Genomic DNA, 25,751 nt, shown 5'->3' on the forward strand with positions numbered 1-25,751 from the left:
GTCACCGTTACGGCGTGACCTTCTCGATCTTCACGCTGCCGAGCCCGGCGACCGTGCCGCGCCCGTTCAGGAGCTGCACCTCGCCGAAGAACTCGCGGCCCTCCGGCGCGGCCGCCGCGGCGACGACCTCGGCGGTGACCTGGGTCGAGTCACCGTTGCCGAGCTTCACGGACTTCGCCTCGTCGACCTTGACCTGGCCGAGCGTCGGGGAGAAGAACACGTCGCGGTAGTCGTACTCCGTCGAACCGGACGGGACGGAGTAGCCCACGACCTCGACCGTGTACGTGCCGGCGGCCGGCTTGCTGATGCTGACGGCCTCCTCGGAGTCGCCGTCGGCGGACTGGCCGACCTGGTTGCCGTTCTGGTCGTAGACCGTCAGGTCCAGGTCGGCGGCGTTGTCGGAGACGCCGCCGATGGCGACGTCCAGGCGCTCGGCGCCCGCGGGGACGACGACCGTGGAGGTCTGCGTCTCACCCTCCTTGAGGGACGGACGCGCCGTCTTGGACGAGCCGAGCGGACCGCCCTTCAGCTTGCCGTCGAGCGCGGCGAACTTGTTCGTCACCTTCCAGGAGACGGCGGCCGGGGTGCCGACCTTGGCCTCGGGGACGGTCTGCACGGCCGGGTCGAAGGCCGCGCCGAGCACGGCGACGTCCAGCTTGTACGGGTTGTCGAGCTGCGGCGACGTACGGCGCGCCTCGACCTCGATCTCCCAGACGCCGGCCTGCGGGTCCGCGTACGAGCGCAGGTCGGGGCGGCAGACGTTGTCCGGGTTGTAGTTCGGGTAGCAGCTCGGCGTCGACGTGTCGTCGACCGGGACGCCGTACGGGTGGATCGAGATGAAGCGGGTCTGGCTCTTGTCCTTCAGACCGCTCATCGCGACCTCGAGGGACTTCGCGCCCTCGGGGACCGTCAGGAAGTACGACTTCGTGCTGTTGCGCTGCACGGAACCGGAGTCCGAGAACGTGTACGACGGCTTCGCGAGCGGCGTCGCGACGACGACGGTCGCCATGACCTGCTGGTCGACGCCCTCGGTGCGCGGGTCGTCCACCTCCAGGATGGCGCTGCGCAGACCGGCGCTCTTCGGCGCGGCCTGCACCTTGACGGTGACCGGCTTGTTCAGCGGCAGCGAGACGGTGTCGTCGCCGACGATGCGGAACGTGGAGCCCGAGTTGTTCTTGAGGGACAGCTCGTGGCGGACCGCACGGTTCGGGCCCGACGTCCGCGTGACGGTGACGTCGTAGGTCTTCTTCTGGCCGGCCTTGAGGCCGCCCTCGCGGTCGTAGATGCCGGTGCCGAAGCCCGGGTCCTGGAGCGCGTAGTCGATCGCGGTGTCGACCGGGGCCTTGACCGTGTAGGTGTGGGCGTCCGCGCCGCGCTTGATGGACTTCCACGCGTCGACGATGTCGATCAGACCGGAGCCCTCGGCGTACGCCTGCTCGCCGCTGATGTGCTTCGCGGTCGAGGTGAGCGCCGTGCGCAGCTTCGCCGGGGTGAGCGCGATGTGCTTCTGCTTGGCGGCGGAGAGCAGCAGGGCCGAGGCGCCCGCGGCCTGCGGGGAGGCCATCGAGGTGCCCTGGAGCATCGAGTAGCCGGCCGGCAGGGAGTAGCCCGCCTCGGCGACCGGGGAGCCCGGCAGCCAGGTCTGCGTCGTGTTGATCGCGGCGCCGGGCGCGGTGATGGTCGGCGTGAAGCCGCCGTCCTCACGCGGGCCGCGCGACGAGAACGGCATCATCGCGTACGACTTCTCCACGCCGGAGCCGTAGTTGGCGGCCCAGGTCTCCTTGGAGATGGACGCGCCGACGGAGATGACCTTGTCGGCGAGGCCGGGGTCGCCGATGGTGTTCGCGCCGGGGCCCGAGTTGCCCGCGGAGATCACGAGCTGGACGCCGTAGTCGTCGATGAGGCGCTTGTAGAGCAAGGCGCGCGCGTTGCTGCCGTCGTTGAGGGCGGGCAGGCCGCCGATCGACATGTTGACGATGTCGACACCGCGCTTGGTGACGAGGTCGACCATGCCCTCGGTGAGCGCGACGTTGGTGCAGCCGCCGGACCAGGTGCAGGCGCGCGAGGAGACGATCTTCGCGCCGGGCGCGGCACCGCTCATCTTCCCGCCGAACAGGCCGTTGGCGGAGGTGATGCCCGCGACGTGCGTGCCGTGCTCGGACTCGATGACGCCGATGTTGACGAAGTCGGCCTTCTTGCCGACCCAGTCGCCGCCGTACGGGTCCATCGGGACGTCCTTGCGGATCTCCACGACGAACGGGATGCGCTCGACGACGTCGGTCGCCGGGTTGTCCTTGCCGAAGTACCCGATCTGGTAGCCGTCCTTGTACGGCTTCATCGGGGTGTCGTCGGTGAAGTCACCGTTGTCGTTCAGGTCGACGGTGACGGTGCCGGCCTTGGCGTCGTAGAGGACGGCCCAGGAGTCGGTGGTGTCGCCGTCGCGGTTCAGGTCGCCCTTGGCGTCGCCGCCGGTGGTGGCGGACTCCTTGAACGTCGAGACCTGGTACGAGCCGGCGGCGGCCTTGAAGGTGCGCCCGCCGTAGGTGAACGTCGGGCCGGTCACGGCGGTGACCATCGCGCGCCAGGTGGCGTCGCCGTCGACGATCGGGTCGGTCGAGGTGACCCAGTCGACGATCTTGCGCTCGCCGGTGGTGGTCTTCTGGAGCGCCGGGTGACCGAGGTCCACACCGGAGTCGAGGATGCCGATCGTGACGCCGCGGCCGTCGGCCTTCGGGTTGTCCTTCACGAAGTCGACGGCGCCCGTCTCGAAGGACGGGTTGTACGGGTTCTTCGCCGGGGTGCTCCTGCCGGGCGCGGCGTACGAGCCGGAGGCGCCCTTCGAGCCCTTTGCGGTGTCGCCGGCCGGGGTCGGGTCGTCGAGCTCGATCTCTTGGCGCAGGTCGATGCCCTGCACGGAGGAGAGCTTCTCGGCCGCCTTGATCGCGGCGTCCGCCTTGGCGGTCGGCACGGTGGCGCGGACGTAGCCGAGCTTGTCGTAGGTCCGGCCGACGGAGCCGCCCTTGACGGCGTCGAGCTGGTGCGCGACCTGCTCGGTCGAGCCGGGCGTGGTCGCGACCATCATGGTCACGTTCTTCTCGCCGGCCGCCTCGGCCTGGTCGAGGAGGTGGGCGTCGGACGAACCGAGCTTGTCACCGGCCGACTTGACGGGTGCGTCCGTGGACGGGGTGGTGTCCGCGCCCGCGGAGTAGGCCAGGGGTATCGGCCCGGCTGCGGTGAGCGCTGCGACGAGGCCGGCGGCGGCCGCGAGCCGGGCCGCCCGTCTCGCTCCGGATATCGGTGCGCGCTGGGGATCGTGGGTCATCAGCATCCCTGTACGTAAAGGTCGGAAAGGGTCCGGAATTCGGTGCCGGATGACCGGTCAGCTTTACGTAAGTGACGCCTGTTTGGGGAGAGTTGCCCGTGACGTGATCAGGTCATGGCGTACTTCCGCCATACGTCATCGCGGACAAAGCGGCGCATACGGGGAAACGCGCACAGCGGGGCACGGCGCACGCGCCCCGCGAGGAGTCCCGCCCGCCGCGTCACCGACCCGCACGTTCACCACCCCGACCCGCGGCGGACCGCATAACGTCACCGTGTGCACAGGGAACTGAGGGTCGCGGCCTACGCAGTCTGCGTACGGGACGGGCAGGTGCTGCTCGCCCGCTGGGTGGCCGGCGACGGCACCAGACGCTGGACGCTGCCGGGAGGCGGCATGGACCACGGCGAGGACCCGTACGACACCGTGATCCGCGAACTCGACGAGGAGACCGGCTACGCGGTCGAGCCCGTCACGCTGCTCGGCGTCCACTCCGTCCTGCGCCGCTACCCGCGCAAACTGGGCGCCGTCGCCGACTTCCACGGACTGCGCCTCGTCTACGAGGGCCGCGTCACCGGCGGCGAACTGCGCCACGAGGTGAACGGCTCCACCGACATGGCCGCCTGGCACGCCCTCGGCGACGTGCCCCGCCTCACCCGCGTCGAACTCGTCGACGCAGGCCTCGAACTGTGGCGCGACAGGCCCACGTCGGGCCACCTCTTCCCCGAAAAGTGAACACGGAGTGACCGGCTCCTCTACGGCACACGAGGCGTGCGTGACCGCGCAGGGTGGCCGGTGATCCACGTGGCGTGATCGGCGCTGCCCGTTGCGGCATCGTTAACGCGCAGGTCATCCCCGATGTCAACGATCCAGTACGAGCGGGTAGTTCTGCCACGGCGAGCGCCCCGCGACCACTGCCGACGCGTTCGCACTCGGGGAGACCGCGCCATGCCGCGCATACGCTCTGTCGCCGACACCGCTGCATCCGCCACCGCCGCCAAGGCCGCCTCCATCGCCTCGGCGCTCGACCGCCGCACCTTCCTCGCCGCGTCCGGAGCCGTCTCCCTGACGGCCGGGATCGGCTACGCACTCGGCCCCGGCACGAGCAGCGCCGCCGCGGGCCCGGCGCCCGCAGGCCCGGTCCCGGCGACCGTCTCCCGCCGGGCCCCCGCCGCCCCGCTCGCGCCCTACACGCGCGGCACCACCCTCGGATCCGTCGCCGCCGCCCCGGCCGGCGCGGGCTACCGGCGCCTCGGCGACGGCCCCGCCTGGCAGCGCGTCGTCCGCGGCGACCTCGCGTCCGCCAAGCCGGGGCGCGAGGGCCGGCGCACCGCGCTCGCCGCGTTCGTCCAGTTCACCGATCTGCACCTGGTCGACGTGCAGCACCCCCTGCGCTACGAGTACCTGCGCTCCCAGACCGCCAGCGCCTGGCGCCCCCAGGAGTCCCTCTCGGTCGCCGGGGCGGTCTCCCTCGTGGAGCGGGTCAACGCGCTGCGCGGGGCGCCCGTCACCGCGTCGCCCCTGCACTTCGTCATGACGACCGGCGACAACACCGACAACAACGCCAAGTCGGAGCTGGACTGGTTCCTGAAGGCGATGAGCGGCGGGCGCATCACCCCGAACACCGGCGACCCGCGCCGCTACGAAGGCGTGCAGGACAGCGGCCTCAAGCTGTACTGGCAGCCGGACGCCGCCCTGCGCGACGCCGACAAGCAGCTCGGCTTCCCCCGCATCCACGGCTTCCTGGACGCCGCGATCGGTGAACTGCGCAGCCCGGGGCTCAACCTGCCCTGGTACTCGACCGTCGGCAACCACGACGCGCTGCCCGGCGGCTGCTACGCGCCCGGCGACTCCTTCTTCGCCGACTTCGCGGTGGGCGGGCGGAAGCTGATGGAGCTGCCGGACTCCGCCGGCAAGGCGATCTGGGACAACGTCAAGAAGGGCGGCGACCCCAAGGGCCAGGCCTTCAAGGACCTGCTCAAGTCCCAGGCCCGCCACATGCGTTCGGTCACCCCGGACGAGTCCCGTGCCCCGTTCACCGCGGCCGAGTACCTCAAGGCCCACCTCGACCCCGCACACACGGGCCCGGGCCCGCACGGTCACGGCTACACGCAGGCCAACGTCGACGCCGGCACCCAGTACTACGCCTTCCGCGTCTCGGACGACATCCTCGGCATCAGCCTCGACACCACGGACCCGGGCGGCCACTACGAGGGCTCCGTCGGCACGGCCCAGCTCAACTGGCTGGAGCGCACGCTCAAGGACAACGAGAAGAACGGGGACTCCCACGTCATCGTCTTCAGTCACCACACCGGCAAGACCATGCGCAACCTCCGCCAGGACCCGCACCACCCCCGTGAGGCCCGGCACGGCGGTGACGAGCTCCTCGCGCTCCTCGGCCGCCACAGCAACGTGCTGGCCTGGGTCAACGGCCACAGTCACAAGAACGACATCACCCCGCACGCGGGCCCCGAAGGCCGCTCCTTCTGGGAGATCTCGACCGCGTCCCACGTCGACTTCCCGCAGCTGGCCCGCATCATCGAGATCACCGACAACCACGACGGCACGGTCTCCCTGTTCACCACGCTCATCGAGTCCGCGGCCCCGCACCGCACCGACTTCACCGACCTCACCCAGACCGGCCTCGCGGCCCTCTACCGCGAACTCTCCTTCAACGCCCCCGGATCCCGCGCCACCCTCTCCGGCACCCCCGGCGACCGAAACACGGAACTCGTCCTGCGCAAGGCCTGAGACACAAGGCCTGAGAACGGCTTGATCCCGCCCAACCCGATCTTGGCCCTCAACCCCTTCCCATGACCCCTGAGTCACCCAGGTCGACCGCAGCACACAGCTGTCGGACGTCGGCGAAGGAGACACGGGATGTCAGTGCGTACCGGCCTGGTGGGTGTGGCCGTAGTGGTGTCGGTGACAGCGGGGGCGCTCGCGACCCCCGCTCTCGCCGACGCGCCGGCCAAGGACGGACACCGGGCGACGCAGCAGGCCATGGACGCCGCAGTCGCGGCGGGCGTGCCCGGAGTGACGGGGCAGGCGACGGACAAGTACGGCACCTGGAAGGGCACTTCGGGCCTCGGTGACCTGCGGACGAACATCCCGCGCGGCGACCGGGACCGCTATCGCGTCGGCAGCATCACCAAGACGTTCGTCGCGACCGTCCTCCTCCAGCTGGAGGCCGAGGGCAGGATGAGCCTCGACGACACCGTCGACCACTGGCTGCCCGGCGTCGTCACCGGACACGGCCACGACGGCCGGAAGATCACCGTCCGCCAGCTCCTCAACCACACCAGCGGAATCTACAACTACACGGAGGACAAGGACTTCCAGCAGACCGTCTTCGGGCGCGACGGCTTCCTGAAGCACCGCTACGACACCTGGGCACCCGGCAAGCTCGTGTCGGTCGCCATGGCCCACAAGCCCGACTTCGCGCCCGGCACGTCCTGGAACTACTCCAACACCAACTACGTGCTGGCCGGCATGGTCGTGAAGAAGGTCACCGGCCACTCCTACGCGGACGAGATCCGCCGGCGCATCATCGGGCCCCTCCACCTGCGCGCCACCAGCCTGCCCGGCACCACCGTCACCGTGCCGCGCCCGGCGAGCCGCGCCTACTCCAAGTTCCCCGACGACCCGGACAAGAAGACGTACGACGTCACCGAGCTCAACCCGACCCTCGCCTCGTCGGCCGGCGAGATGATCTCCGACTCGGCGGACCTGAACCGCTTCTACTCGGCGCTCCTCGGCGGCCGGCTGCTGCCCGCCGCGCAGCTCGCCGAGATGAAGAAGACGGTCCCCGTGCCCACGGAGGAGGGTGAGCCCGAGGTCGGCTACGGTCTCGCCCTCATGCGGCAGAAGCTGAGCTGCGGCAAGGAGATCTGGGGCCACAGCGGCGGCATCCACGGCTCCGGCTCGGATGCCGTGACCACGCCCGACGGCCGCCACACCCTCTCGTTCAACTTCAACGGCGACTGGACGGGCGACAGCCAGGCCGTCATGGAGGCCGAGTTCTGCCCGAAGTAGTAACAGCCGGCGCGTAGTTGAACGGCCGGGGGTCGGCGGCGCTCAGTGCGGGAGGACCATCACGTACGCCGCCGGTTCCCGGTCCACGGACGCCATCAGCGCGGTCCGTACGACCGTCGCCTGCTGTTCGAGGGACTCGCGCAGCTTGCGCGGCGTGAGGTGGACGACGGTGATCCCGAGGCGCTCCAGGTGCTCGCGCTTGCGGGCGTACTCGGACCACTCCAGGCCGTCGCTCTCCTCCTGGAGCTCCGGGCGCAGCCCGTGCCGGGGCGCGTTGGGGCCTCCCCTGCTCGAGCGAAGCCGAGAGCTTGGGGAAGTGTCCAGCTCCACGGCGACGGCCTGGTCGGGCCAGTACGCGTCGACACCGCCGAGGTGCGGCCCGCCGGGCATGCGCAGGTCCACGTTCCACAGCGGGTCGGGCAGGCCGTACTCGCGCACCATCTCGTACAGCCGGTCCTCGGCGATGGCGCGACCCTCGGCGATCAGCGAGTCCACGGCGTCGATGACGTGCGGGCGGGTGAGGAGCCTGGCCTGGTTCAACTCCCGTACCACCGCGCCGGGTTCGCAGTGACCGCGGCGGACGGCCTCGGTGAGCAGGCGCCGCACCGCGCCCGCGTCGTCGAGCTGGGCGACGGCGTCCGCGAGGGCGCGCGGCACCGGCGCCACCGGCACCCCCGCGATCCGCTGCGGAGTGGGCATCCCGTGGCTGCGCACGAGTCGGGCGAGACCGGTCGAGCGCAGCCGCCGTGTGCGCGGCACCATGACGTCGATCCGGTCGAGGGAGAGCAGCGGCGGAACGGACACGAAGCGGTGCAGGGCCAGCGCGGCAAGACCCGTGACCATCGCGTTGGCGTACGGGGTCTGAGGCGTCGTCTGCGGGGGGTGCGGCTCGTCGGGGGTGGTCTGCGTGGGCACGGCGACAGCGGTACGGGTCTGGGGGCGGCCCGCGTACAGGAGGACCGCGTGCAGCCGTTCGTCGGCGGTGGGCCGGCCGGGGTGGAGCAGGTACACGCCGGGCAGGAGCTGCTGCCAGGGGCCGTCCGGTCGGCACTGCTCGTTCAGGGCCGCGGAGTTGACCCCGTGCGCCTTGAGCTGGGCGGCGCTCAGGACGCGCTGCCGGCAGTCGTCGAGGTGCTGGAGGGGCCGGGGGGACAGCGGGGTGTTGTGGTTCATGACCAGGCCATTCCCGGCGCCGGCCGGGCCCCTAACCGCTGTTACACGCTCGTCGACAAAAAGGGACAAGCCTGCCCTAAAGTACGGGCGTTCGACTGCCGAGAAGGGCAGGCCGGGCGACGGGTTACGGCCGGAAGTACCCGCGTTCGGTAACTCCCGGCCGTAGCCGCCCTGTTGTGTCTCGCGGGGCTACATCCCGGCTGCCGCGTCGCACGCCTGCGCGCGCAGGGCACGGGCCAGGTCGTCACGCGCCTCGAGGACGAGACGGCGCAGCGCGGGCGCCGAGTCCTCGTGCGCCGCCAGCCACGCGTCGGTCGCGTCGAGCGTGCCCTGCGAGTCCTGGAGCGAGGGGAACAGGCCCTTCACCACGTCCATGCCGATCTGGATGGACCGCTCCGCCCAGACGCGCTCGATCGCCGCGAAGTACCGCTCCGCGTACGGCGCGGTCAGTTCGCGCTGGGCCGGCTGCTGGAAGCCCGCGATTGTCGCCTCGACCAGGGCGTTCGACAGAGCGTCCGACTCGACGACCTGCGCCCAGGCCTGCGCCTTCACCGCTGCCGACGGGCGCGCCGCGAGGCAGCGCACCTGGTGCCGCTTGCCCGACGCGGTGTCGTCGCGCGCCAGCTCCGCGTCGATCACCGACTCGTCGGCCTCGCCCGTGGAGGCGAGCGCGTTCACGAACGACCAGCGCAGCTCCTGGTCGACATCGAGCCCGTCGATCTTCGCGGTGCCTTCGAGCAGGCCGCGCAGCAGCTGGAGGTCGGCCTCGGCGGAGGCGACGGAGGCGAAGAACCGCGCCCACGTCAGCTGGTTCTGGCTGGCCGGCTCGGCGAACCGCAGCTCCCGCAGCGCGCCCTCGGCGAGCTGCCGGCTGCCCTCCGCGCGCCACTCGGGCGCCGCGTAGTGCGTGACCGCCGAGTTCGCCCAGGTGTGCAGCATCTGCAGGACGCCGATGTCGCTCTCGCGCCCGGCGAACCGCAGTACGAGGCCGATGAAGTCACGCGCGGGCATGAGCCCGTCCCGCGTCAGGCTCCACAGCGCCGACCAGCACAGGGCGCGCGCCAGCGGGTCCGTGATGTCGCCGAGGTGCTCGCGGAGGGTGGCCAGCGAGTTCTCGTCGAAGCGGATCTTGCAGTACGTGAGGTCGTCGTCGTTGACGAGGACCAGCTCGGGCGCCTCGGCGCCGGCCAGCTCGTCCACCACGGTCCGCGGCCCGTCCACGTCGACCTCGGCGCGCGCGTACCGCACGAGCGCCCCGCCCGCGCCGTCGCGCCGGTACAGGCCCACGACGACGCGGTGCGGCCGCAGCGTGGGGTGGGACTCGGCGGCCTCCTGGACGACGGCCAGTTCGGTGATGTGCCCGTCGGCGTTCGACGTCACCTGCGGGGTCAGGGAGTTGACGCCCGCCGTCTGAAGCCACGCCCGCGACCAGGTGGCCATGTCGCGGCCGCTGGTCTCCTCCAGGACGGACAGCAGATCGCCGAGCTGCGTGTTCCCGTACGCGTTCCGCTTGAAGTAGCGCCGGGCCCCTTCGAGGAACGCCTCGCGCCCCGCATAGGCGACGAGCTGCTTCAGGACGCTCGCGCCCTTCGCGTACGTGATCCCGTCGAAGTTGAGCTTGGCGTCCTCCAGGTCGCGGATGTCGGCCGTGACCGGGTGCGTGGAGGGCAGCTGGTCGGCGCGGTACGCCCACGCCTTGCGGTTGTTGGCGAAGGTGATCCAGCCGTTGGTGAAGCGCGTCGCCTCGACCATCGAGAACGTCCCCATGAAGTCCGCGAAGGACTCCTTGAGCCACAGGTCGTCCCACCACTGCATGGTCACGAGGTCGCCGAACCACATGTGCGCCATCTCGTGCAGGATGACGTTCGCGCGCCGCTCGTACGACGCCTGCGTCACCTTGCCGCGGAAGATGAACTCCTCGCGGAACGTGACACAGCCCGGGTTCTCCATCGCGCCGAGGTTGTACTCCGGCACGAACGCCTGGTCGTACTTCCCGAAGGGGTACGGGTAGTCGAAGTGGTCGTGGAAGAAGTCGAGCCCCTGCTTCGTCACCAGGAACACGTCGTCCGCGTCGAAGTGCTTCGCGAGCCCCTTGCGGCACATCGCGCCGAGCGGGATCTCCAGCTTCGTACCGTCCTCGAAGACGCGCTCGTAGGAGTCCGTCACATAGTGGTACGGGCCCGCGACGATCGCCGTGATGTACGTCGAGATCGGCTTCGTCTCGGCGAACTTCCAGACACCGTCGACGAGTTCTCCCACCCCGTTCGACCAGACCGTCCAGCCGTCGGGGGCCTGCACGCTGAAGCGGTAGGGCGCCTTGAGGTCGGGCTGCTCGAAGTTGGCGTGGACGCGCCGCGAGTCGGCAGGCTCGTACTGCGTGTAGAGATAGACCTCGCCGTCCTCGGGGTCGACGAAGCGGTGCATGCCCTCGCCGGTGCGGCTGTAGGCGCACTGGGCGTCGACCACGAGCTCGTTCTCCGCGGCCAGGCCGTCGAGCGCGATCCGCGTCCCGTCGAAGACGGCCGCCGTGTCGAGGTCCTCGCCGTTCAGCGTCACCGCGTTCACGGACGGCGCGATCAGGTCCACGAAGGTGGCGGCGCCGGGCTCGGTGGCCCGGAACCGGATCGTGGTCACCGAGCGGAACGTCCGGGGCCCCTCGCCCTCGGTCTCGCCGACCGCGGACCGCAGATCGAGCTGGACCTCGTACCCGTCGACGGACAGCAGGCCCGCCCGCTCGCGGGCCTCGTCGCGGGAAAGATTCTCTCCGGGCACGGGCGGCACTCCCTTGTGACTCGTCTGGCTGCACTTGTGGTGCGAACAGGACCGATCCTGCCATGTGCTCCTGACGGCGGACAGCCGGGAATGGGACGCCAGTGCGAGACGTTGGCGAGGAGAGTCAACGCCACGGAATACATGAGGAGAACCATGTCCGAGAAGACCCCCGTCGACTTCTGGTTCGACCCCCTGTGCCCCTGGGCCTGGATGACCTCGCGGTGGGTCCTCGAAGTGGAGAAGGTCCGCGACATCAAGGTCAGCTGGCACCTGATGAGCCTCGCGGTCCTGAACGAGGACAAGCTCGACGACCTGCCCGACGAGTACCGCGAGCTCCTCGAGACGAAGGCCTGGGGCCCGGTCCGCGTCGTCATCGCCGCGCAGGAGGAGCACGGCCCCGAGGTGCTCGGCGACCTCTACACCGCGCTCGGCACGCGCATCCACAACGGCGGCGAGGGCCCCACGAAGGAAGCCGTCGCCGCGGCCCTCGACGAGGTCGGCCTGCCCGCCTCCCTCCTCGACCACTGGGACGGCACGAAGTACGAGGCCGAGCTGCGCGCCTCCCACAAGGAGGGCATCGACAAGGTCGGGCAGGACGTCGGCACGCCCGTCATCGCCGTACCCGGCGCGGACGGCGAGCAGATCGCGTTCTTCGGTCCCGTCGTCACCCCGGCCCCCAAGGGCGAGGAGGCCGCGAGGCTCTGGGACGGCACGCTCCTGGTCGCCTCGGTCCCCGGCTTCTACGAGATCAAGCGCACGCGGACGCAGGGGCCGGTCTTCGACTGACGGTCAGTCGACGTCGGGGATGCGGAACTCGTCTGCGAAGGGGTTCTTCTTGAACGTCGTGCGCGGATGCCTGCAGCCTTCCTCGGTGCACAGGAAGTAGCCGTCGGCGTTCTTCTGGCCTCTGGTCTTCTTGAGCCATTCCCTCTCGGCCTTGTTCAAAGGCCTGTGGGGTCGGTCCTTGCCCTTGCAGGTGTGGCAGTGCATCGGTTTCGACTCCGGCATAGCCACACGATCCCCCGGAAGCACCCCTACCGAAAGACCCCCGCGAGTCATGTCCTCGCGGGGGTCTTCCGTCTTTCCGCCCGCCGTCGCGAAGGTTGAGAAGACGATCACGAGGCGGGACGCTTCAGGGGCTCAGGGGGCGACCAGCAGGTTGAACGCCCGGTCCTTCGCGGCCGCGTACCGTTTGGCGACGTCCTGCCAGTTGACGACACGCCACATGGCCTCGATGAAGTCGACCTTCTGGTTCTTGTACTGGAGGTAGAACGCGTGCTCCCACGCGTCGAAGACCAGGATCGGGACCGAACCCTGGCCGACGTTGCCCTGGTGGTCGTAGATCTGCTCGACGACGAGGCGCCCGCTCACCGGCTCGTATGCGAGGACGCCCCAGCCGGAGCCCTGCGTCGTCGCGGCGGCCTTGGTCAGCTGGGCCTTGAACCCGGCGAAGGAGCCGAAGGAGACGGTGACGGCGTCCGCGAGATCGCCCACGCCGTCCGCGGCCAGCGGCTCGCCGCCGCCGTCGCCGGACATATTGTGCCAATAGATGCTGTGCAGGATGTGGCCCGAGAGGTGGAACGCGAGGTTCTTCTCCAGGCCGTTGATGGCGCCCCACGACTCCTTGTCGCGGGCCTCCTCCAGCTGCTCCAGGGTGTCGTTCGCCCCCTTCACATACGCCGCGTGGTGCTTGTCGTGGTGAAGCTCGATGATCTGCGGGTTGATGACCGGTTCGAGCGCCGCGTAGTCGTACGGAAGTTCAGGAAGCGTGTAAATGGCCATGTCCGAGCCCTCCGGCTGCGTACTGCAGAGCTTATTGCAAGTAATGTGCAAGTGCAGCCTAGCAGCAGGAGTGCCCGGCGCAACGCGAAGGACCCCCGGGCCAGTTGCACTGGCCCGGGGGTCCTTCGGTGAGCGGGGAGCGAGCTACGCGTCGGCCGCCGCCCGCGACTCCGCCGCCTTCTGGCGTACGTAGCCGACGATCGCGAGCACGATGGTCAGGCCGCCGGTGTAGTACAACTGCACGCGCGTGTCGTGCTCGCGGGCCATCAGGACGAAGATGACGACCATCGCGACGAGCGCCAGGACCGTGAGATACGGGTACGCCCACATCTTCACGACGAGCTTCTCGGGGGCCTCGCGCTCCAGCTTGCGGCGCAGGATCAGCTGCGAGAAGGCGATGAAGAACCAGACGACGAGGATGATCGCGCCGATGGTGTTGAGCAGCCAGGCGAAGACGTCGTCCGGGCGCCAGTAGCTGAGCAGGACGCAGACGAAGCCGAAGACGGCGGAGAGCACCACCGCGACGCGCGGCACGCCGCCGGTGACCTTGCCGATGACCTTCGGGCCCATGCCGCGGGCGACCAGCGAGCCGGCCATGCGGGAGGCGCCGTAGATGTTGGCGTTCATGGCGGACAGCAGGGCGATGAGGACCACCACGTTCATGATCTGGCCGGCGCCGGGGATGCCCAGGTGGTCGAGCGTGGCGACGTACGGGCCCTTGGTCGGGATCTCCTTCGCCGTCCACGGCAGCAGGACCACGACGACGGCCATCGAGCCGACGTAGAAGAGCGCGATGCGCCACATCGCCGTACGGACCGCCTTCGCGACGCCCTGCACCGGGTGCTCGGACTCGGCCGCGGCGATGGTGACGGTCTCCAGACCGCCGTACGCGAAGACCGAGGCGAGGAGGCCGACGATCAGCCCCTCCGTGCCGTTGGGCATGAAGCCGCCGTGGCCGGTGAGGTTGTCCATGCCGGGCGCGGAGACGTCGGGCAGGACGCCGAGGATCGCCAGTACGCCGATGACGAGGAAGAGCACGATGGCGCCGACCTTGAGCGTCGCGAACCAGAACTCGAACTCGCCGAAGTTCTTCACGGCCGCGAGGTTCGTGCCGGTGAACAGCAGCATGAACAGCGCGACCAGCGCCCACTCGGGCACGCCCGGCAGCCACCCGTGCACGATGCCCGCCGCGCCGATGCCCTCCAGGCCCACGGCCACGCAGAGCAGGAACCAGAACGACCAGCCTGCCGTGAACCCGGCCCACGGGCCGATGCCCCGCTCCGCGTGCACGGAGAACGAGCCGGAGGCGGGATACGCGGCGGCCATCTCGCCGAGCATGCGCATCACGAGCATCACGAGTGCGCCCGAGATCGCGTAGGCGAGGATGATCGACGGGCCGGCGGCCGCGATGGCGGTTCCGGAGCCCACGAAGAGGCCGGCGCCGATCACACCGCCGAGCGCGATCATGGAGAGATGGCGCTGCTTGAGGCCGCGCGACAGCGACGGCTCGGCCGGCGACTGGTCGATCGGCTGCGCGTCGACCGGCGACTGCGCGGACGTCCGAGACATGGATGTGCCCTGTTCATTAGCTGAGACGGGGAAAGGCCCACAGTCTGAGCAGCGGCACCGCGTACAGGGAACAGCTGACCGGTATACGGACACGACGCTCACACATCGTGAAGGTTCAGGCACGCCGCGCGCGCAGCTCCCGCACTCCCGCGACGGCCACGACGAGCGCGGTCGCGCCGGTCGACCACAGCAGCTGCGGACGGGCCGTGTCGTCGGTCAGCATCAGCCCGATGACGGCCGCCATCGCGGCGAGCGTCACCCACGTCAGCCAGGGGAAGCCCCACATCCGCAGCACGAGCCGCTCGGGCGCCTCCCGTTCGACGAGTCGCCGCAGCCGCAGCTGCGACGCCGCGATCAGCGCCCATACGAACAGCAGCACCGCGCCGACCGAGTTGAGCATGTAGAGGAAGACGGATTCCGGCCACTCCAGATTGAGCAGCACCGAGACGAAGCCGAACGCGACGGACGCGAACACCGCCCGACGCGGCACGCCCCCGCCGCTCACCTTCAGCAGCGCGCGGGGCCCCTCACCACGCTCGGCCAGCGAGAACACCATGCGCGACGAGCCGTAGAGGTTCGCGTTGAGCGCCGAGAGGAGCGCCACGAACACCACGATGTTCATGATCTGGCCCGCGGACGGCACTCCGATCGCGTCGAGGACCGTGACGTACGGGCTGATGCCCGCCTTCTGTGCCGTCCACGGCAGCACCGTCACGATGACCAGCATCGAGCCGACGTAGAAGAAGAGGATGCGGAAGACCGCGCTGCGCACCGCCCGCGAGACCGCGCGCACCGGGTCGTCGGACTCGGCGGCCGCGATCGTCACGACCTCCAGGCCGCCGAACGCGAACACGACGGCGAGCACACCGGAGATGACGCCCTGCCAGCCGTGCGGCAGGAAGCCGCCCTGCCCGGTGAGGTTGGTGAAGCCGACCGGGTCCCCAAAAGAATCGGACGCAGCCGGCAGCAGCCCGAAGACCGCGAGCGTGCCGAGGATCAGGAACGCGACGATCGCGAACACCTTCAGGGCGGCGAACCAGAACTCGAACTCGCCGAAGTTCTTCACGGCCGCCAGGTTCGCCCCGGTGAAGACCAGCATGAACACCAGCACCCACGCCCACTGGGGCACGCCCGGCGCCCAGCCGTTCGCGATCTGCGCCGCGCCCGTCGCCTCCACGGCGAGGACGACGACGAGCAGGAACCAGTAGAGCCAGCCGACGCTGAACCCGGCCCAGCGGCCGAGCGCCCGCTCCGCGTGCACGGAGAACGAACCCGACGCCGGCATCGCTGCCGACATCTCGCCCAGCATCCGCATCACGCACATCGCAAGCGTGCCCGCGATCAGATACGAGACGACGATGCCAGGCCCCGCGACGGCGATACCGGCGCCCGAGCCGACGAAGAGCCCCGCCCCGATGACACCGCCGAGGCCCAGCATCGTCAGATGCCGCTGCTTGAGCCCGCCTCCGAGCGGTTCGGGTCCGGACGGGAGCTGGTCGTGCATGGGAGGTTCAGACTGCTTTCGGGGGTCGCGCGGGTTTGGCAGGAACCTACAGTCTCCCCGGCGGCCGGCCCCGGGCGCAAAACGGTCCGTTTCGGCTCTGGCCCCAGTGATGAGCATCACGCCAAGTCGCGCATGAGCAACGTCCTTTGTGAAGAGCCCACCAACACCCGCCGTCACCCTTTGTCGAGCAGTGACCGTGATCGGGGATCGGCCCCTGGGATAGCGTCACGGTGTCCCAACCTGCCCTCACCCCCGCGGAGTCCCGATGAGTACGGCTGCCGTCTCCACCCGCCCCGGCAAGGTCCTGGCCGACCTGCTGCCCGCCTCGCGCACCCGCGACATCGCGCTCGTGCTCGGCGGCGCCGCCCTCACCGGCATCGCGGCCCAGATCGCCGTGCCCGTGCCGGGCTCCCCGGTCCCGGTCACCGGGCAGACCTTCGCCGCTCTCCTCGTCGGCACCGCGCTCGGCGCCCGCCGCGGCTTCCTGTCCCTCGCCGTGTACGCGCTCGTCGGCATGGCCGGCATGCCGTGGTTCGCGCAGGGCACCTCCGGTGCGGGCGGTGCCTCCTTCGGCTACGTCATCGGCATGCTGCTCGCCTCCACCGTCGTGGGCGCGCTCGCGCGGCGCGGCGGCGACCGTTCCGTCCTGCGCACCGCGGGCACGATGGTCCTCGGCTCCGCGATCATCTACGCGGTCGGCGTGCCCTACCTCGCCGCCGCCACCGGCATGACCTTCACGCAGGCGGTCGCCGCGGGCCTCACCCCGTTCCTCATCGGCGACGCCGTGAAGGCGGCCCTGGCGATGGGCGTGCTGCCCACCGCCTGGAAGTTCGCCAACAAGTAGTTCTCGCTCCACGGGCGCTCAGCGCACGTTGTAGTTCCTCCGGAAGAGGTTCGCCGGGTCGTACGCGGCCTTCACATCGGCGAGCCTCTTCCGCGTCTGTGCGTCGTACAGCCCCTCCGTACGGTCGCCGCCGCCGAACGCGAAGTTCAGGGACCGGCCCATCCGCTGCTCCTCGACCTGCTGGAACGCGAGGGCGTGATGAGCGCGGACGGCCTCACGGTCCGTCCCGTCCAGCGGCGACAGGATCCGCACCAGCCACCCCGCCTCCCGGTACGGCACGGAGTTCGCGGCGGGCCTCGACAGGGCCCCGCCCAGGTGGTTGACCTGCACGACGTGCATGGATGAGGCGTCCGGCCCGCACAGCGCGAGGAGGTCGGACACGCCCTCCACAGCCGGCTCCCGCAGCACCGCGCTGTCCCCGTAGTAGGCGTGCGGGAAGTCCGGGTCGCTGTGGATGGTGTGGCTCTCGGCGTACGGCATCTCGCGCAGGCTGTCCGTCAGGGCCGGCCCGAGCGCCGCCCGCAGGGGTGCCACGAGCCGCTCGCCCTCGTCCGCGCTCCCGGTGAAGGCGACGCGTACGGAGATCACGTACCGGCCGCGCAGGTGCGGTGGGAGCGCGGGGATGTCCGGGTGGGCGAGGGCCGAGAGGGACGACGTCAGCGCGTCCGGCACGGTCCGCGCCCAGTCCGCGTACGCCCGCAGCACGGCCCCCGCGTCGGCCTTCGCGCCGTCATAGGCGAGCGAGCCCCCGTACAGCCGGGCCACCGGCACCAGAGCGATCTCCAGACCCGTGACGACGCCCAGATTCGCGCCACCGCCGAGCAGGCCGCGGAAGAGCTCCGGCTCGGTATCGGCACAGACCGTGCGACGGCGTGCGTCCGCCGTGACGACGTCGACCGACCGGACGTGATCGGCCGCGTAACCGAACTCCCGCGCCAGGATGCCGAGTCCGCCGCCCAGCGTGTACGAGACCGCGCCCACGCCCGGCGCCGAGCCGTTCAGCGGAGCGAGGCCGTGGGGAGCGGCCGCCTCGACGACCTGCCCCCAGCGCGTCCCCGCAGAGACCCGCGCCGTGCGCGCCGCCGCGTCCACCACGACCTCGTCCATGCGCCGCGTGGAGATCAGCACCCCGCCCTCGGAGTCTCCGGGCAGCCCGTGCCCGGTGGCCTGCACGCCGACGGGCAGGCCGGCACCGGCCGCGTACGCGACAGCGGCCTCGACGTCATCGGCGGAGGTTGCCGCATAGATGACGTCGGGCCGCTGGGCGAAACCGGTCTGGAAACCGGCCAGTTCCTCGTCGTACCCGGCGTCGCCGGGCCGCAGGACGAGCTGCTGTGTGCGGATGTCGTCGGAGTTCATGCGGCGGACTCTGCCCGCATTACCTGACACCCGCCGTCAGCTTTTTTGCTGAGACCTTTCCGGGAATGCCCGGAAGGGTCAGGCGGAGACCTTCTTCCGCTTCTGCACCTGCTCACGCACCAGCGCGAACCCGACCACCAGGGCCGCCACGAGCAGCGACAGGACGACCTGCTCGCGGCCCGCGTCGTCGGTGAGCATGTAGACGAGCACGAACGAGATCATCGCGATCGTGGCCCACGTCAGATAGGGGAAGAGCCACATCTTCACGACGAGCTTCTCGGGCTGCTCGCGCAGGATCATTCCGCGCATCTTCAGCTGCGTGAAGCAGATGACGAGCCAGACGAAGAGGGCGACGGCGCCGGAGGAGTTCAGCAGGAAATTGAAGACGGTGTCCGGCCACTGGTAGTTGAACCAGACGGCGACGAAGCCGAAGATGACGGACCCGAGGATCGCGGCCTGCGGCACACCGCGCTTGCTCGTCCTGGCGAACGCCTTGGGCGCGTCACCGCGCTGACCGAGCGAGAACGCCATGCGGGAGGCGGTGTAGAGCCCGGAGTTCAGGCACGAGAGCACGGCCGTCAGCACGATGACGTTCATGACCTGACCGGCGTGGGGGATGCCGATCGAGTTCAGGGCCGCGACGTACGAGCCGTCCTTGGCGATCGACTTGTCGTTCCACGGCAGCAGCGTCAGGACGATGAAGATCGAGCCGAGGTAGAAGACGCCGATACGCCAGATCACGCTGTTCGTGGCCTTGGTGACGGCACGCTGCGGGTCCTCGGACTCGCCGGCGGCCAGCGTGACGATCTCGCTGCCCATGAAGGAGAAGACGACCATGAGGACGCCGGTGAGGATCGACCCGGCGCCGTTGGGCATGAATCCGCCCGCGTCCGTGAGATGAGCGAATCCCGCGCCCGGGTTGTCCGAACCCGGCAGCACGCCGAACACGGCGAGCAGGCCGATGATCACGAACCCGCCGATCGCGACGACCTTGATGCCCGCGAACCAGAACTCGAACTCGCCGTACGAGGCGACCGAGGCCAGGTTCGTCGCGGTCAGGACGACCATCACGATCAGGGCCCAGCCCCACTGCGGCACGGCCGGTACCCAGCCGTTGAGGATCACCGCGCCGGCGGTGGCCTCGACCGCGAGGACGACGACCCAGAAGAACCAGTAAAGCCAGCCGATGGAGAAGCCCGCCCAGCGGCCGAGCGCCTGGTCCGCGTAGGCGGAGAAGGAGCCGGACGACGGCCGTGCGGCGGCCATCTCTCCGAGCATCCGCATGACCATGACGACCATGAGGCCGACGAGGGCGTACGAGATGAGGATGGCGGGTCCGGCCTTGGCGATGCCCGAGCCGGAGCCGACGAAGAGGCCGGCGCCGATCACGCCGCCGATGGCGATCATCGACAGGTGTCGGTTCTTGAGGCCGGCCTTCAGCTGGTCGGGACCGTTACTTCCGGTCTGACCGCTGTCAGGCTGTGAATCTCCAGGATTGTGGGGCGCCTGGTCGGCCTTCGCAAGGGAGGGTTGCGAGGTCATGGACGAATCCTTAAGTCTCGGGTCACGAGCCCACGCATTCAAACCCAGGGACGTACCGGACGGAAGACCTGACTCCGTATCGTGATTTTCGACTCCGAGAGGTTTGCGCGTAAACGAACGGCGACAACGACCCGACCGCGCCGTGTCCGGGTGGGACGTGCCACACTCGGACCCATGCGCGTGTACCTCGGCTCGGATCATGCCGGCTACGAACTCAAGAACCACCTCGTCGAATGGCTCAAGGCCCACGGCCACGAGCCCGTCGACTGCGGGCCCCACATCTATGACGCCCAGGACGACTACCCTCCGTTCTGCCTCCGCGCCGCGGAGCGCACGGCGGCGGACCCGGACGCCCTCGGCATCGTGATCGGCGGCTCCGGCAACGGCGAGCAGATCGCCGCGAACAAGGTGAAGGGCGTCCGTGCGGCCCTCGCCTGGAGCGAGCAGACCGCTGCGCTGGGCCGCGAGCACAACGACGCGAACGTGGTCTCCATCGGCGGCCGCATGCACACGCAGGAAGAGGCGACGAAGTTCGTCGAGATCTTCCTCTCCACCCCGTACTCGGGCGAGGAGCGTCACACGCGCCGCATCGAGATGCTGTCGCGCTACGAGGAGACGGGCGAACTCCCCGCAATCCCGCCCCATCACCCGCAGGGCTGATCCAGCCCCTCGATCCAGCCCCTCCGGCGTTCGAGGAGCGGGGTCTGGGGCGGAGCCCCAGGACTTTCGGGAAGGGGCGGGCGTGGGGGGAGAAGATCCCCCCACGCCCGCCCCCGCCAACCCCAGGAGACAGAGACCCGTGCCAGAGGGCCACACCATCCACCGCCTGGCCCAGGACCACCTGGAGCGCTTCGCCGGCTGGCCGGTACGCGTCCGCAGCCCGCAGGGCAAGTTCTCCGACAGCGCCGCCCTCGTGGACGGCCTGGTCCTCGACGGAGTGGACGCCCACGGCAAACACCTCTTCCTGGGCTTCGCGGAAACCGGCTGGATCCACATCCACCTGGGCCTCTTCGGCAAGTACGCCCTCGGAGAGACCCCCGCCCCGCCGCCCACGGACACCGTCCGCCTGCGGCTGCTGAGCGACACGCACTACTCCGACCTGCGCGGCCCCACGACCTGCGCCCTGATCACGGACGCCGAGAAGCAGGCGATACACGACCGTCTCGGCCCCGACCCGCTCAGGAACGGCGACGACCCGGACCGCGCCTGGCACCGCATCTCCCGCAGCCGCACCACCGTCGCCGCGCTGCTCATGGACCAGAAGATCATCGGGGGCGTCGGCAACGTCTACCGCGCCGAGGTCCTCTTCCGGCGCGGCATCGACCCGTACACCCCGGGCAAGGACCTCACGCCCGGCGAGTGGACGGCGATCTGGACGGACCTGGTGGCGCTCATGCGCGAGGGCGTCCGCCACAACCGCATCGACACCGTCCGCCCGGAGCACACCCCCGAGGCGATGGGCCGCCAGCCGCGCGTCGACGACCACGGCGGCGAGGTGTACGTCTACCGGCGGGCCACGATGCCCTGCCATCTGTGCGGCACGGAGATCCGCACGGCGTCCCTCGCGGCCCGCAACCTCTTCTGGTGCCCGAGGTGCCAGCCCCCACGCTGACCGGGACCCGTCACCCGCCGCGTCAGAACCCGTGCGGCAGCCAGGGCGCCACGGTCGACCCGAACGCGAGCGCCGCCTCGTCGACGGAACCAGGACGAAGCTCTTCCACCCGTCCGGCCGCCGCCAGCGCCGAAAGTGACGTGTCACCGAGGTAGGCCGTCGCCAACTCCCGTACGGACAGGGCGAGATCGGCTGTGCCCTCGCTGTCCCCCATGCGCTTGCAGGACGCCCCCTTCGCGTCCCCGGTCAGCCGCCACCGCCCCGCGTTCCACGGACAGAACTCGTCCGTCACGTCCAGGACGACGTCGACCGGCGCCTGATACGTGCGGGCCTCCAGCGCGGCTCCGAGGTCCACGAGCCGTACGTGCATCGAGTCCCGCAGCCGCACCTGGCACCGCCGGATGTCGCTGACGAGGGAGAACAGCGGATCGTCGACCGGTCGGTTGCGCGCCTGGACGGCCGACGTCAGGTCGATGTCCAGGAGGAAGCGCCACAGAGCCGCGTACGCCGCCGGGTCGAGCGCGTCGATGTGCCGCAGCGTGATCCGGCCCTTGGGCCCGGCCGCGTCCCACTCGGGCTTGTTGTGGAACCGGACGTAGCCGACCGTCTCGCCGTCCCGCTCGGCCAGCACGCACTGCATCGGCGACGCGCCCTCGCGCTCCGACGGCGGGTCGAGCAGCGGCAGCCGCTCCCAGCCGGGCCTGCGGGCGAGCATGCCGGGGCGGGTGCCGATCGTCCGCACGTACACGGCCTCGCACGCGGCGGCGGCCTCGGCGACGTCGGCGAACCGCAGCCGTACGTCGTCCGTGCCCGCCGGAGCGTTGATCCGCACCCGCGTCGAGTCGATCTCCACGCTCGCCTGCCGCGTCGCGATCCCGTACCCGAAGCGGCCGTAGATCGCGGGCTCGGACGCGGTGAGGACGGCGAGCGGCTCGCCCCAGGACCGTACGTCGTCGAGCTGGCGCCGCATCATCGACGTCAGGACCCCGCGCCGCCGGTCCGTCGCCGCGACGGACACCATCGTGACGCCCGCCGCCGGGACCTGGGCCCCGCCCGGCACCGTCACCCGGAACGTGAATGCCCCCGCCGTCCCCACGCACCGGTCGCCGTCCCACACGCCGATGGACCGGTCGAACTCGGTGAGGTCGTCCCACAGGGCGTGTTCCTCGGGCGCTTCGGGAACTCCTCCGAAGGCCAGCTCCAGCTTCGCGTACCACTCGTGCCAGTCGTCCTGGCGCAGCACCCGTACGTCCATCGTCATGAGGCATCCCTACCAGGACACCGTGGACGAAGCGAGAGATTTTCCCCGCCCGCGGAAGGCGCCGGAGCTGCCTGGAAGAGGGACAAGTGGGACCTCCCGTGCGAAGCCCCTGGCCCGATGGATAAGGTCCACGAGCAATGGCAGGACGACGCGCGCAAGCCGAGACGTTTCCGGCCCGGATGAAGATGAGACTGCACCGGGCCCGCATCGGCATGCGCAAATCCGGTGTCGACTACTTCCGCGGCGACGGTTCCGACTGGATCGCGATGGTGGGCCTGCTCCTCATGGTCCCGGTCATCGCCTGCGGCACCCTCCTCAACCCGGTCTGGTGCTCCCCGACGGCGCTCGTCCTGCCGATCGTGGCGGGCGGACTGCTGCTGCGCCCGGCCAGCCTCCTCGGCCTGTACGCGGCGGCCGCCGCGGCGCTCATCGTGGAGTCGGTCAGACTCGGCCCGTACTCGGAGGGCGCCGCCCGGGTCACCCCCGGCACCGTCCTGGTCGTGGCCGCCTGCGGTTTCTTCGGCCTGCTCATAGCCCAGTTCCGCAGCCGCGTCGGCGTGCCCTGGCGGCGTGGCGGCACGATGCTGTTCGACCTGCGTGAACGCATCCGCGTACAGAGCAAGCTGCCGCAGCTGCCCAAGGGCTGGCACCGCGAGATGGCGCTGCGCCCGGCCGGCGGCCAGTCCTTCTCCGGCGACTTCGTCGTCGCGGCCCGTACGAACGGCGGCCGCACGCTGGAGGCGGTCCTCACCGACGTATCGGGCAAGGGCATGGACGCGGGGTCGAGGGCGCTGCTCCTGTCCGGAGCCTTCGGCGGGCTCCTCGGGTCCCTGCCGCCGCACGCCTTCCTGCCGGCCGCCAACGGCTATCTGCTCCGCCAGGACTGGGACGAGGGCTTCGCCACGTCCATCCACCTCGTCCTCGACCTGGAGTCGGGCGACTACGAACTCTTCTCGGCGGGTCACCCGCCGGGCCTCCAGCTCAGCGCGGGCAGCGGCCGCTGGGAGGAGAAGGCGGCCGAGGGTCCGCTCCTCGGCGTCTACGACGGCGCGCAGTTCGACTCCACCAAGGGCTCTTTGCGCCCCGGCGACGTCCTGATGCTCTTCACGGACGGCCTGGTCGAGACGTCCGACCGCGACATCACCGAGGGCATCGACCGCCTCACCGGCGAGGCGGACCGCTACGTGTCGGGCGGGTTCCACGGCGCGGCCTGGCACCTGATCGAGGCGGTGGCCAAGGACGTCAACGACGACCGTGCGCTGCTGCTGATCTGCCGGGACGCGTGACGCTCCGCGTCGGTGCGGGTTCGTTGCCGGGTGCGGGTCCTCTGTGGCTGGTCGCGCAGTTCCCCGCGCCCCTGAGATGCGCACTTCGTGCGCCACCTCAGGGGCGCTTGATGAGGCTGCGGCGAAGCCGCATGCCTTCAGGGGCGCGGGGAACTGCGCGACCAGCCACGATGTACGTCGCACCCGGCAACGAAAGCTCGCCCCTGTGGCGCGGATCCGTCACACCCCGGCGCCCACCCGCTCATCGAGGGGCGCCCCATTCCCCTGCCCTCCTGGAAGGACCCGCGCAAGCCACTCCGAGCGGCCCGCCGCCATCGGCCCGAGGACCGCGAGCAGGAGCACATAGCCCGCGATGAACGGCGACAGCCGCTCGTCCAGGCCCGCGCCCGCCGCCATCGTGGCGAGGATCAGGGCGAACTCGCCCCGGGCGAGCAGCGTCGTGGAGATGTTCGCGGCGGGGCCGGGCCCGAACCCGTACACGCGCGCCGCACCGAGTCCCGCGAACACGTTCATCACCAGCGTCACCGCGACAGCGGCCAGCACCGGCCACAGCACCGTCGGCAGGTCCCCCGGGTCGATGGAGAGGCCGAACGCGAAGAAGAAGATCGCGCCGAACGCGTCCCGTAGGGGGTGCACGAGCTTGCGGATGCGCTCGCCCGAGGTGGTGGAGCCGAGCATCAGGCCGACCATGAACGCGCCGATCGCGTCCGCGACCCCGAACCACTCGGAGACCCCGGCGACGAACACGGCCGCGCCGAGGAAGGAGACGACGAGGAGCTCGTCGTCCTTGGTGTTGAAGAGACGGCCCACGATGCGGGTGCCGAAGCGCGCCGCGAGCGCGAGCAGCAGGAGGAAGCCGAAGGCCTTGCCGCCGTCCATGACCGCCGACGCCAGGCTGTCCGCGCCGGACAGGATCGGCTGGAGCGCGGCCAGGTAGAGGGCCAGGAAGATGTCCTCGACGACGATGATCCCGAGGATCGGCTTCGTTTCCGGATTGCCGAGGCGGCCGGTGTCGACCAGCACCTTCGTGACGATCGCGGACGAGGAGATGCCGAGGACCCCGGCGAGGACCAGAGCCTCGGAGGTGCCCCAGCCGAGGGCGAATCCGAAGCCGAGGCCCGCGCCGACGTTCAGCGCGAGGTACGTCCCCCCGGCGACGGCCATCTTCCGGCCGCCGGTCTTGAGGTCGTCCAGATGGAACTCGAGGCCCAGGTAGAAGAGCAGCAGGACCAGGCCGAGCGCGGAGAGCATCTCCAGGTCGTGCGGGTCGGCGACCAGCACGATGCCGGGGGTGTGGGGGCCGAGGAGGATCCCGGCCAGGATGAACAAGGGGATGGTGGGGAGTCCGATGCGTCCGCCGAGGCGGGCGAGGACAGCGGCGGCGAGAAAGGCGCCGCCCATGGCTATCAGGGTGTCTGCATGTCCGATGGGTCCGTTCCTTCCGTTCTTGGCTTGGTCGAATGAGTGGCTCAGGTCAAGAGAAGGTCAAGAACGCGTCAATAGTTAGCTTACCAAACCATTTTCGGAGCCACGGTTGGGGTTCTCCCCACCCCTGTTGCGCCGGCGGCCTCATGGGCGACCATGGGCCTGCGCAAGAAGCGGCACGATCAGGCATCGCGTGACGACAGGTGGGCCGTCGAACAGCGGCGTCCTCCGTCGGTACGGCCGCGGCGGCGCCGTGCACGCCCTGCAC

At 70.2% G+C, this 25,751-nt stretch carries 19 protein-coding genes; 8 read left to right on the forward strand and 11 right to left on the reverse strand.

Features of this window, described 5'->3' with window-relative positions; all coding sequences use genetic code 11:
* Window positions 1-7 precede the first annotated feature (7 nt).
* Window positions 8-3,322: a S8 family serine peptidase gene (locus tag OG758_RS31285; protein WP_326713002.1), complete on the reverse strand. Its 3,315-nt coding sequence runs from the start codon at window positions 3,320-3,322 to the stop codon at window positions 8-10.
* A 276-nt stretch (window positions 3,323-3,598) separates the two neighbouring features.
* Here OG758_RS31285 and OG758_RS31290 point away from each other — a divergent pair, with 276 nt between their 5' ends.
* From OG758_RS31290 to OG758_RS31300, 3 genes are all read left to right on the forward strand, one after another.
* A complete protein-coding gene (locus OG758_RS31290) occupies window positions 3,599-4,054 on the forward strand; it encodes an NUDIX hydrolase (protein ID WP_326713003.1) in 456 nt (151 codons plus the stop codon).
* A 213-nt stretch (window positions 4,055-4,267) separates the two neighbouring features.
* Window positions 4,268-6,070 (forward strand): TIGR03767 family metallophosphoesterase, encoded by a 1,803-nt coding sequence (locus tag OG758_RS31295; protein ID WP_326713004.1) that lies wholly within the window; start codon window positions 4,268-4,270, stop codon window positions 6,068-6,070.
* A 129-nt stretch (window positions 6,071-6,199) separates the two neighbouring features.
* Complete coding sequence (locus OG758_RS31300) at window positions 6,200-7,354, forward strand: serine hydrolase domain-containing protein (RefSeq protein WP_326713005.1); 1,155 nt, start codon at window positions 6,200-6,202, stop codon at window positions 7,352-7,354.
* Between the two features lie 42 nt (window positions 7,355-7,396).
* On the opposite strand, the gene OG758_RS31305 is transcribed toward OG758_RS31300, so the two are convergent.
* A complete protein-coding gene (locus OG758_RS31305; RefSeq protein ID WP_326713006.1) occupies window positions 7,397-8,527 on the reverse strand; it encodes a hypothetical protein in 1,131 nt (376 codons plus the stop codon).
* A gap of 189 nt (window positions 8,528-8,716) precedes the next feature.
* Window positions 8,717-11,299, reverse strand: a complete 2,583-nt coding sequence (pepN, locus tag OG758_RS31310) for an aminopeptidase N (RefSeq protein WP_326713007.1) — start codon at window positions 11,297-11,299, stop codon at window positions 8,717-8,719.
* Between the two features lie 153 nt (window positions 11,300-11,452).
* Here pepN and OG758_RS31315 point away from each other — a divergent pair, with 153 nt between their 5' ends.
* The gene (locus tag OG758_RS31315) at window positions 11,453-12,085 is read left to right on the forward strand and encodes a mycothiol-dependent nitroreductase Rv2466c family protein (protein ID WP_266564212.1); all 633 of its coding nucleotides are present in this window, start codon (window positions 11,453-11,455) and stop codon (window positions 12,083-12,085) included.
* Window positions 12,086-12,088: 3 nt separating this feature from the next.
* On the opposite strand, the gene OG758_RS31320 is transcribed toward OG758_RS31315, so the two are convergent.
* The 4 genes from OG758_RS31320 to OG758_RS31335 form a co-directional block, all read right to left on the reverse strand.
* A complete protein-coding gene (locus OG758_RS31320; RefSeq protein WP_326713008.1) occupies window positions 12,089-12,418 on the reverse strand; it encodes a hypothetical protein in 330 nt (109 codons plus the stop codon).
* 21 nt (window positions 12,419-12,439) lie between these two features.
* On the reverse strand, window positions 12,440-13,081 hold the full coding sequence (locus tag OG758_RS31325; RefSeq protein ID WP_326713009.1) for a superoxide dismutase: 642 nt from the start codon (window positions 13,079-13,081) through the stop codon (window positions 12,440-12,442).
* 144 nt (window positions 13,082-13,225) lie between these two features.
* A complete protein-coding gene (locus tag OG758_RS31330) occupies window positions 13,226-14,650 on the reverse strand; it encodes an amino acid permease (protein WP_326713010.1) in 1,425 nt (474 codons plus the stop codon).
* Between the two features lie 115 nt (window positions 14,651-14,765).
* On the reverse strand, window positions 14,766-16,154 hold the full coding sequence (locus tag OG758_RS31335; RefSeq protein WP_326713011.1) for an amino acid permease: 1,389 nt from the start codon (window positions 16,152-16,154) through the stop codon (window positions 14,766-14,768).
* Between the two features lie 265 nt (window positions 16,155-16,419).
* Here OG758_RS31335 and OG758_RS31340 point away from each other — a divergent pair, with 265 nt between their 5' ends.
* Entirely contained in the window at window positions 16,420-16,998 is a 579-nt protein-coding gene (locus tag OG758_RS31340) for a biotin transporter BioY (protein WP_326713012.1), read from the forward strand.
* Window positions 16,999-17,016: 18 nt separating this feature from the next.
* On the opposite strand, the gene OG758_RS31345 is transcribed toward OG758_RS31340, so the two are convergent.
* Together OG758_RS31345 and OG758_RS31350 are read right to left on the reverse strand one after the other, a co-directional pair.
* Window positions 17,017-18,357: an FAD-binding oxidoreductase gene (locus OG758_RS31345; RefSeq protein ID WP_326713013.1), complete on the reverse strand. Its 1,341-nt coding sequence runs from the start codon at window positions 18,355-18,357 to the stop codon at window positions 17,017-17,019.
* 78 nt (window positions 18,358-18,435) lie between these two features.
* Window positions 18,436-19,899: an amino acid permease gene (locus OG758_RS31350; protein WP_326713014.1), complete on the reverse strand. Its 1,464-nt coding sequence runs from the start codon at window positions 19,897-19,899 to the stop codon at window positions 18,436-18,438.
* 174 nt (window positions 19,900-20,073) lie between these two features.
* On the opposite strand from OG758_RS31350, the gene OG758_RS31355 reads away from it, so the two are divergent.
* Together OG758_RS31355 and OG758_RS31360 are read left to right on the forward strand one after the other, a co-directional pair.
* Complete coding sequence (locus OG758_RS31355) at window positions 20,074-20,559, forward strand: ribose-5-phosphate isomerase (protein ID WP_326713015.1); 486 nt, start codon at window positions 20,074-20,076, stop codon at window positions 20,557-20,559.
* A gap of 139 nt (window positions 20,560-20,698) precedes the next feature.
* Window positions 20,699-21,511 carry an Fpg/Nei family DNA glycosylase gene (locus OG758_RS31360; protein ID WP_326713016.1) on the forward strand — a complete coding sequence of 271 codons (813 nt, stop codon included), beginning with the start codon at window positions 20,699-20,701 and terminating at the stop codon, window positions 21,509-21,511.
* 22 nt (window positions 21,512-21,533) lie between these two features.
* Here the strand turns inward: OG758_RS31360 and OG758_RS31365 are convergent, their stop codons facing one another.
* A complete protein-coding gene (locus OG758_RS31365; protein WP_326713017.1) occupies window positions 21,534-22,772 on the reverse strand; it encodes a GNAT family N-acetyltransferase in 1,239 nt (412 codons plus the stop codon).
* A gap of 137 nt (window positions 22,773-22,909) precedes the next feature.
* Here OG758_RS31365 and OG758_RS31370 point away from each other — a divergent pair, with 137 nt between their 5' ends.
* Window positions 22,910-24,058 (forward strand): PP2C family protein-serine/threonine phosphatase, encoded by a 1,149-nt coding sequence (locus OG758_RS31370; RefSeq protein ID WP_326713018.1) that lies wholly within the window; start codon window positions 22,910-22,912, stop codon window positions 24,056-24,058.
* Between the two features lie 219 nt (window positions 24,059-24,277).
* Here the strand turns inward: OG758_RS31370 and OG758_RS31375 are convergent, their stop codons facing one another.
* Window positions 24,278-25,459 (reverse strand): cation:proton antiporter, encoded by a 1,182-nt coding sequence (locus tag OG758_RS31375; protein WP_326713019.1) that lies wholly within the window; start codon window positions 25,457-25,459, stop codon window positions 24,278-24,280.
* Window positions 25,460-25,751: the final 292 nt, after the last annotated feature.

This window comes from Streptomyces sp. NBC_01474 (assembly GCF_035918215.1).
Taxonomy (GTDB): Bacteria; Actinomycetota; Actinomycetes; order Streptomycetales; family Streptomycetaceae; genus Streptomyces; species Streptomyces aureus.

Coding starts and splice junctions, on each gene's coding strand:
- OG758_RS31285 (WP_326713002.1), bottom strand. CDS start 3,322: ATGACCCACGATCCCCAGCGCGCACCGATATCCGGAGCGAGACGGGCG.
- OG758_RS31295 (WP_326713004.1), top strand. CDS start 4,268: ATGCCGCGCATACGCTCTGTCGCCGACACCGCTGCATCCGCCACCGCC.
- OG758_RS31300 (WP_326713005.1), top strand. CDS start 6,200: ATGTCAGTGCGTACCGGCCTGGTGGGTGTGGCCGTAGTGGTGTCGGTG.
- OG758_RS31305 (WP_326713006.1), bottom strand. CDS start 8,527: ATGAACCACAACACCCCGCTGTCCCCCCGGCCCCTCCAGCACCTCGAC.
- OG758_RS31315 (WP_266564212.1), top strand. CDS start 11,453: ATGTCCGAGAAGACCCCCGTCGACTTCTGGTTCGACCCCCTGTGCCCC.
- OG758_RS31325 (WP_326713009.1), bottom strand. CDS start 13,081: ATGGCCATTTACACGCTTCCTGAACTTCCGTACGACTACGCGGCGCTC.
- OG758_RS31330 (WP_326713010.1), bottom strand. CDS start 14,650: ATGTCTCGGACGTCCGCGCAGTCGCCGGTCGACGCGCAGCCGATCGAC.
- OG758_RS31335 (WP_326713011.1), bottom strand. CDS start 16,154: ATGCACGACCAGCTCCCGTCCGGACCCGAACCGCTCGGAGGCGGGCTC.
- OG758_RS31340 (WP_326713012.1), top strand. CDS start 16,420: ATGAGTACGGCTGCCGTCTCCACCCGCCCCGGCAAGGTCCTGGCCGAC.
- OG758_RS31345 (WP_326713013.1), bottom strand. CDS start 18,357: ATGAACTCCGACGACATCCGCACACAGCAGCTCGTCCTGCGGCCCGGC.
- OG758_RS31350 (WP_326713014.1), bottom strand. CDS start 19,899: ATGACCTCGCAACCCTCCCTTGCGAAGGCCGACCAGGCGCCCCACAAT.
- OG758_RS31355 (WP_326713015.1), top strand. CDS start 20,074: ATGCGCGTGTACCTCGGCTCGGATCATGCCGGCTACGAACTCAAGAAC.
- OG758_RS31365 (WP_326713017.1), bottom strand. CDS start 22,772: ATGACGATGGACGTACGGGTGCTGCGCCAGGACGACTGGCACGAGTGG.
- OG758_RS31370 (WP_326713018.1), top strand. CDS start 22,910: ATGGCAGGACGACGCGCGCAAGCCGAGACGTTTCCGGCCCGGATGAAG.
- OG758_RS31375 (WP_326713019.1), bottom strand. CDS start 25,459: ATGGGCGGCGCCTTTCTCGCCGCCGCTGTCCTCGCCCGCCTCGGCGGA.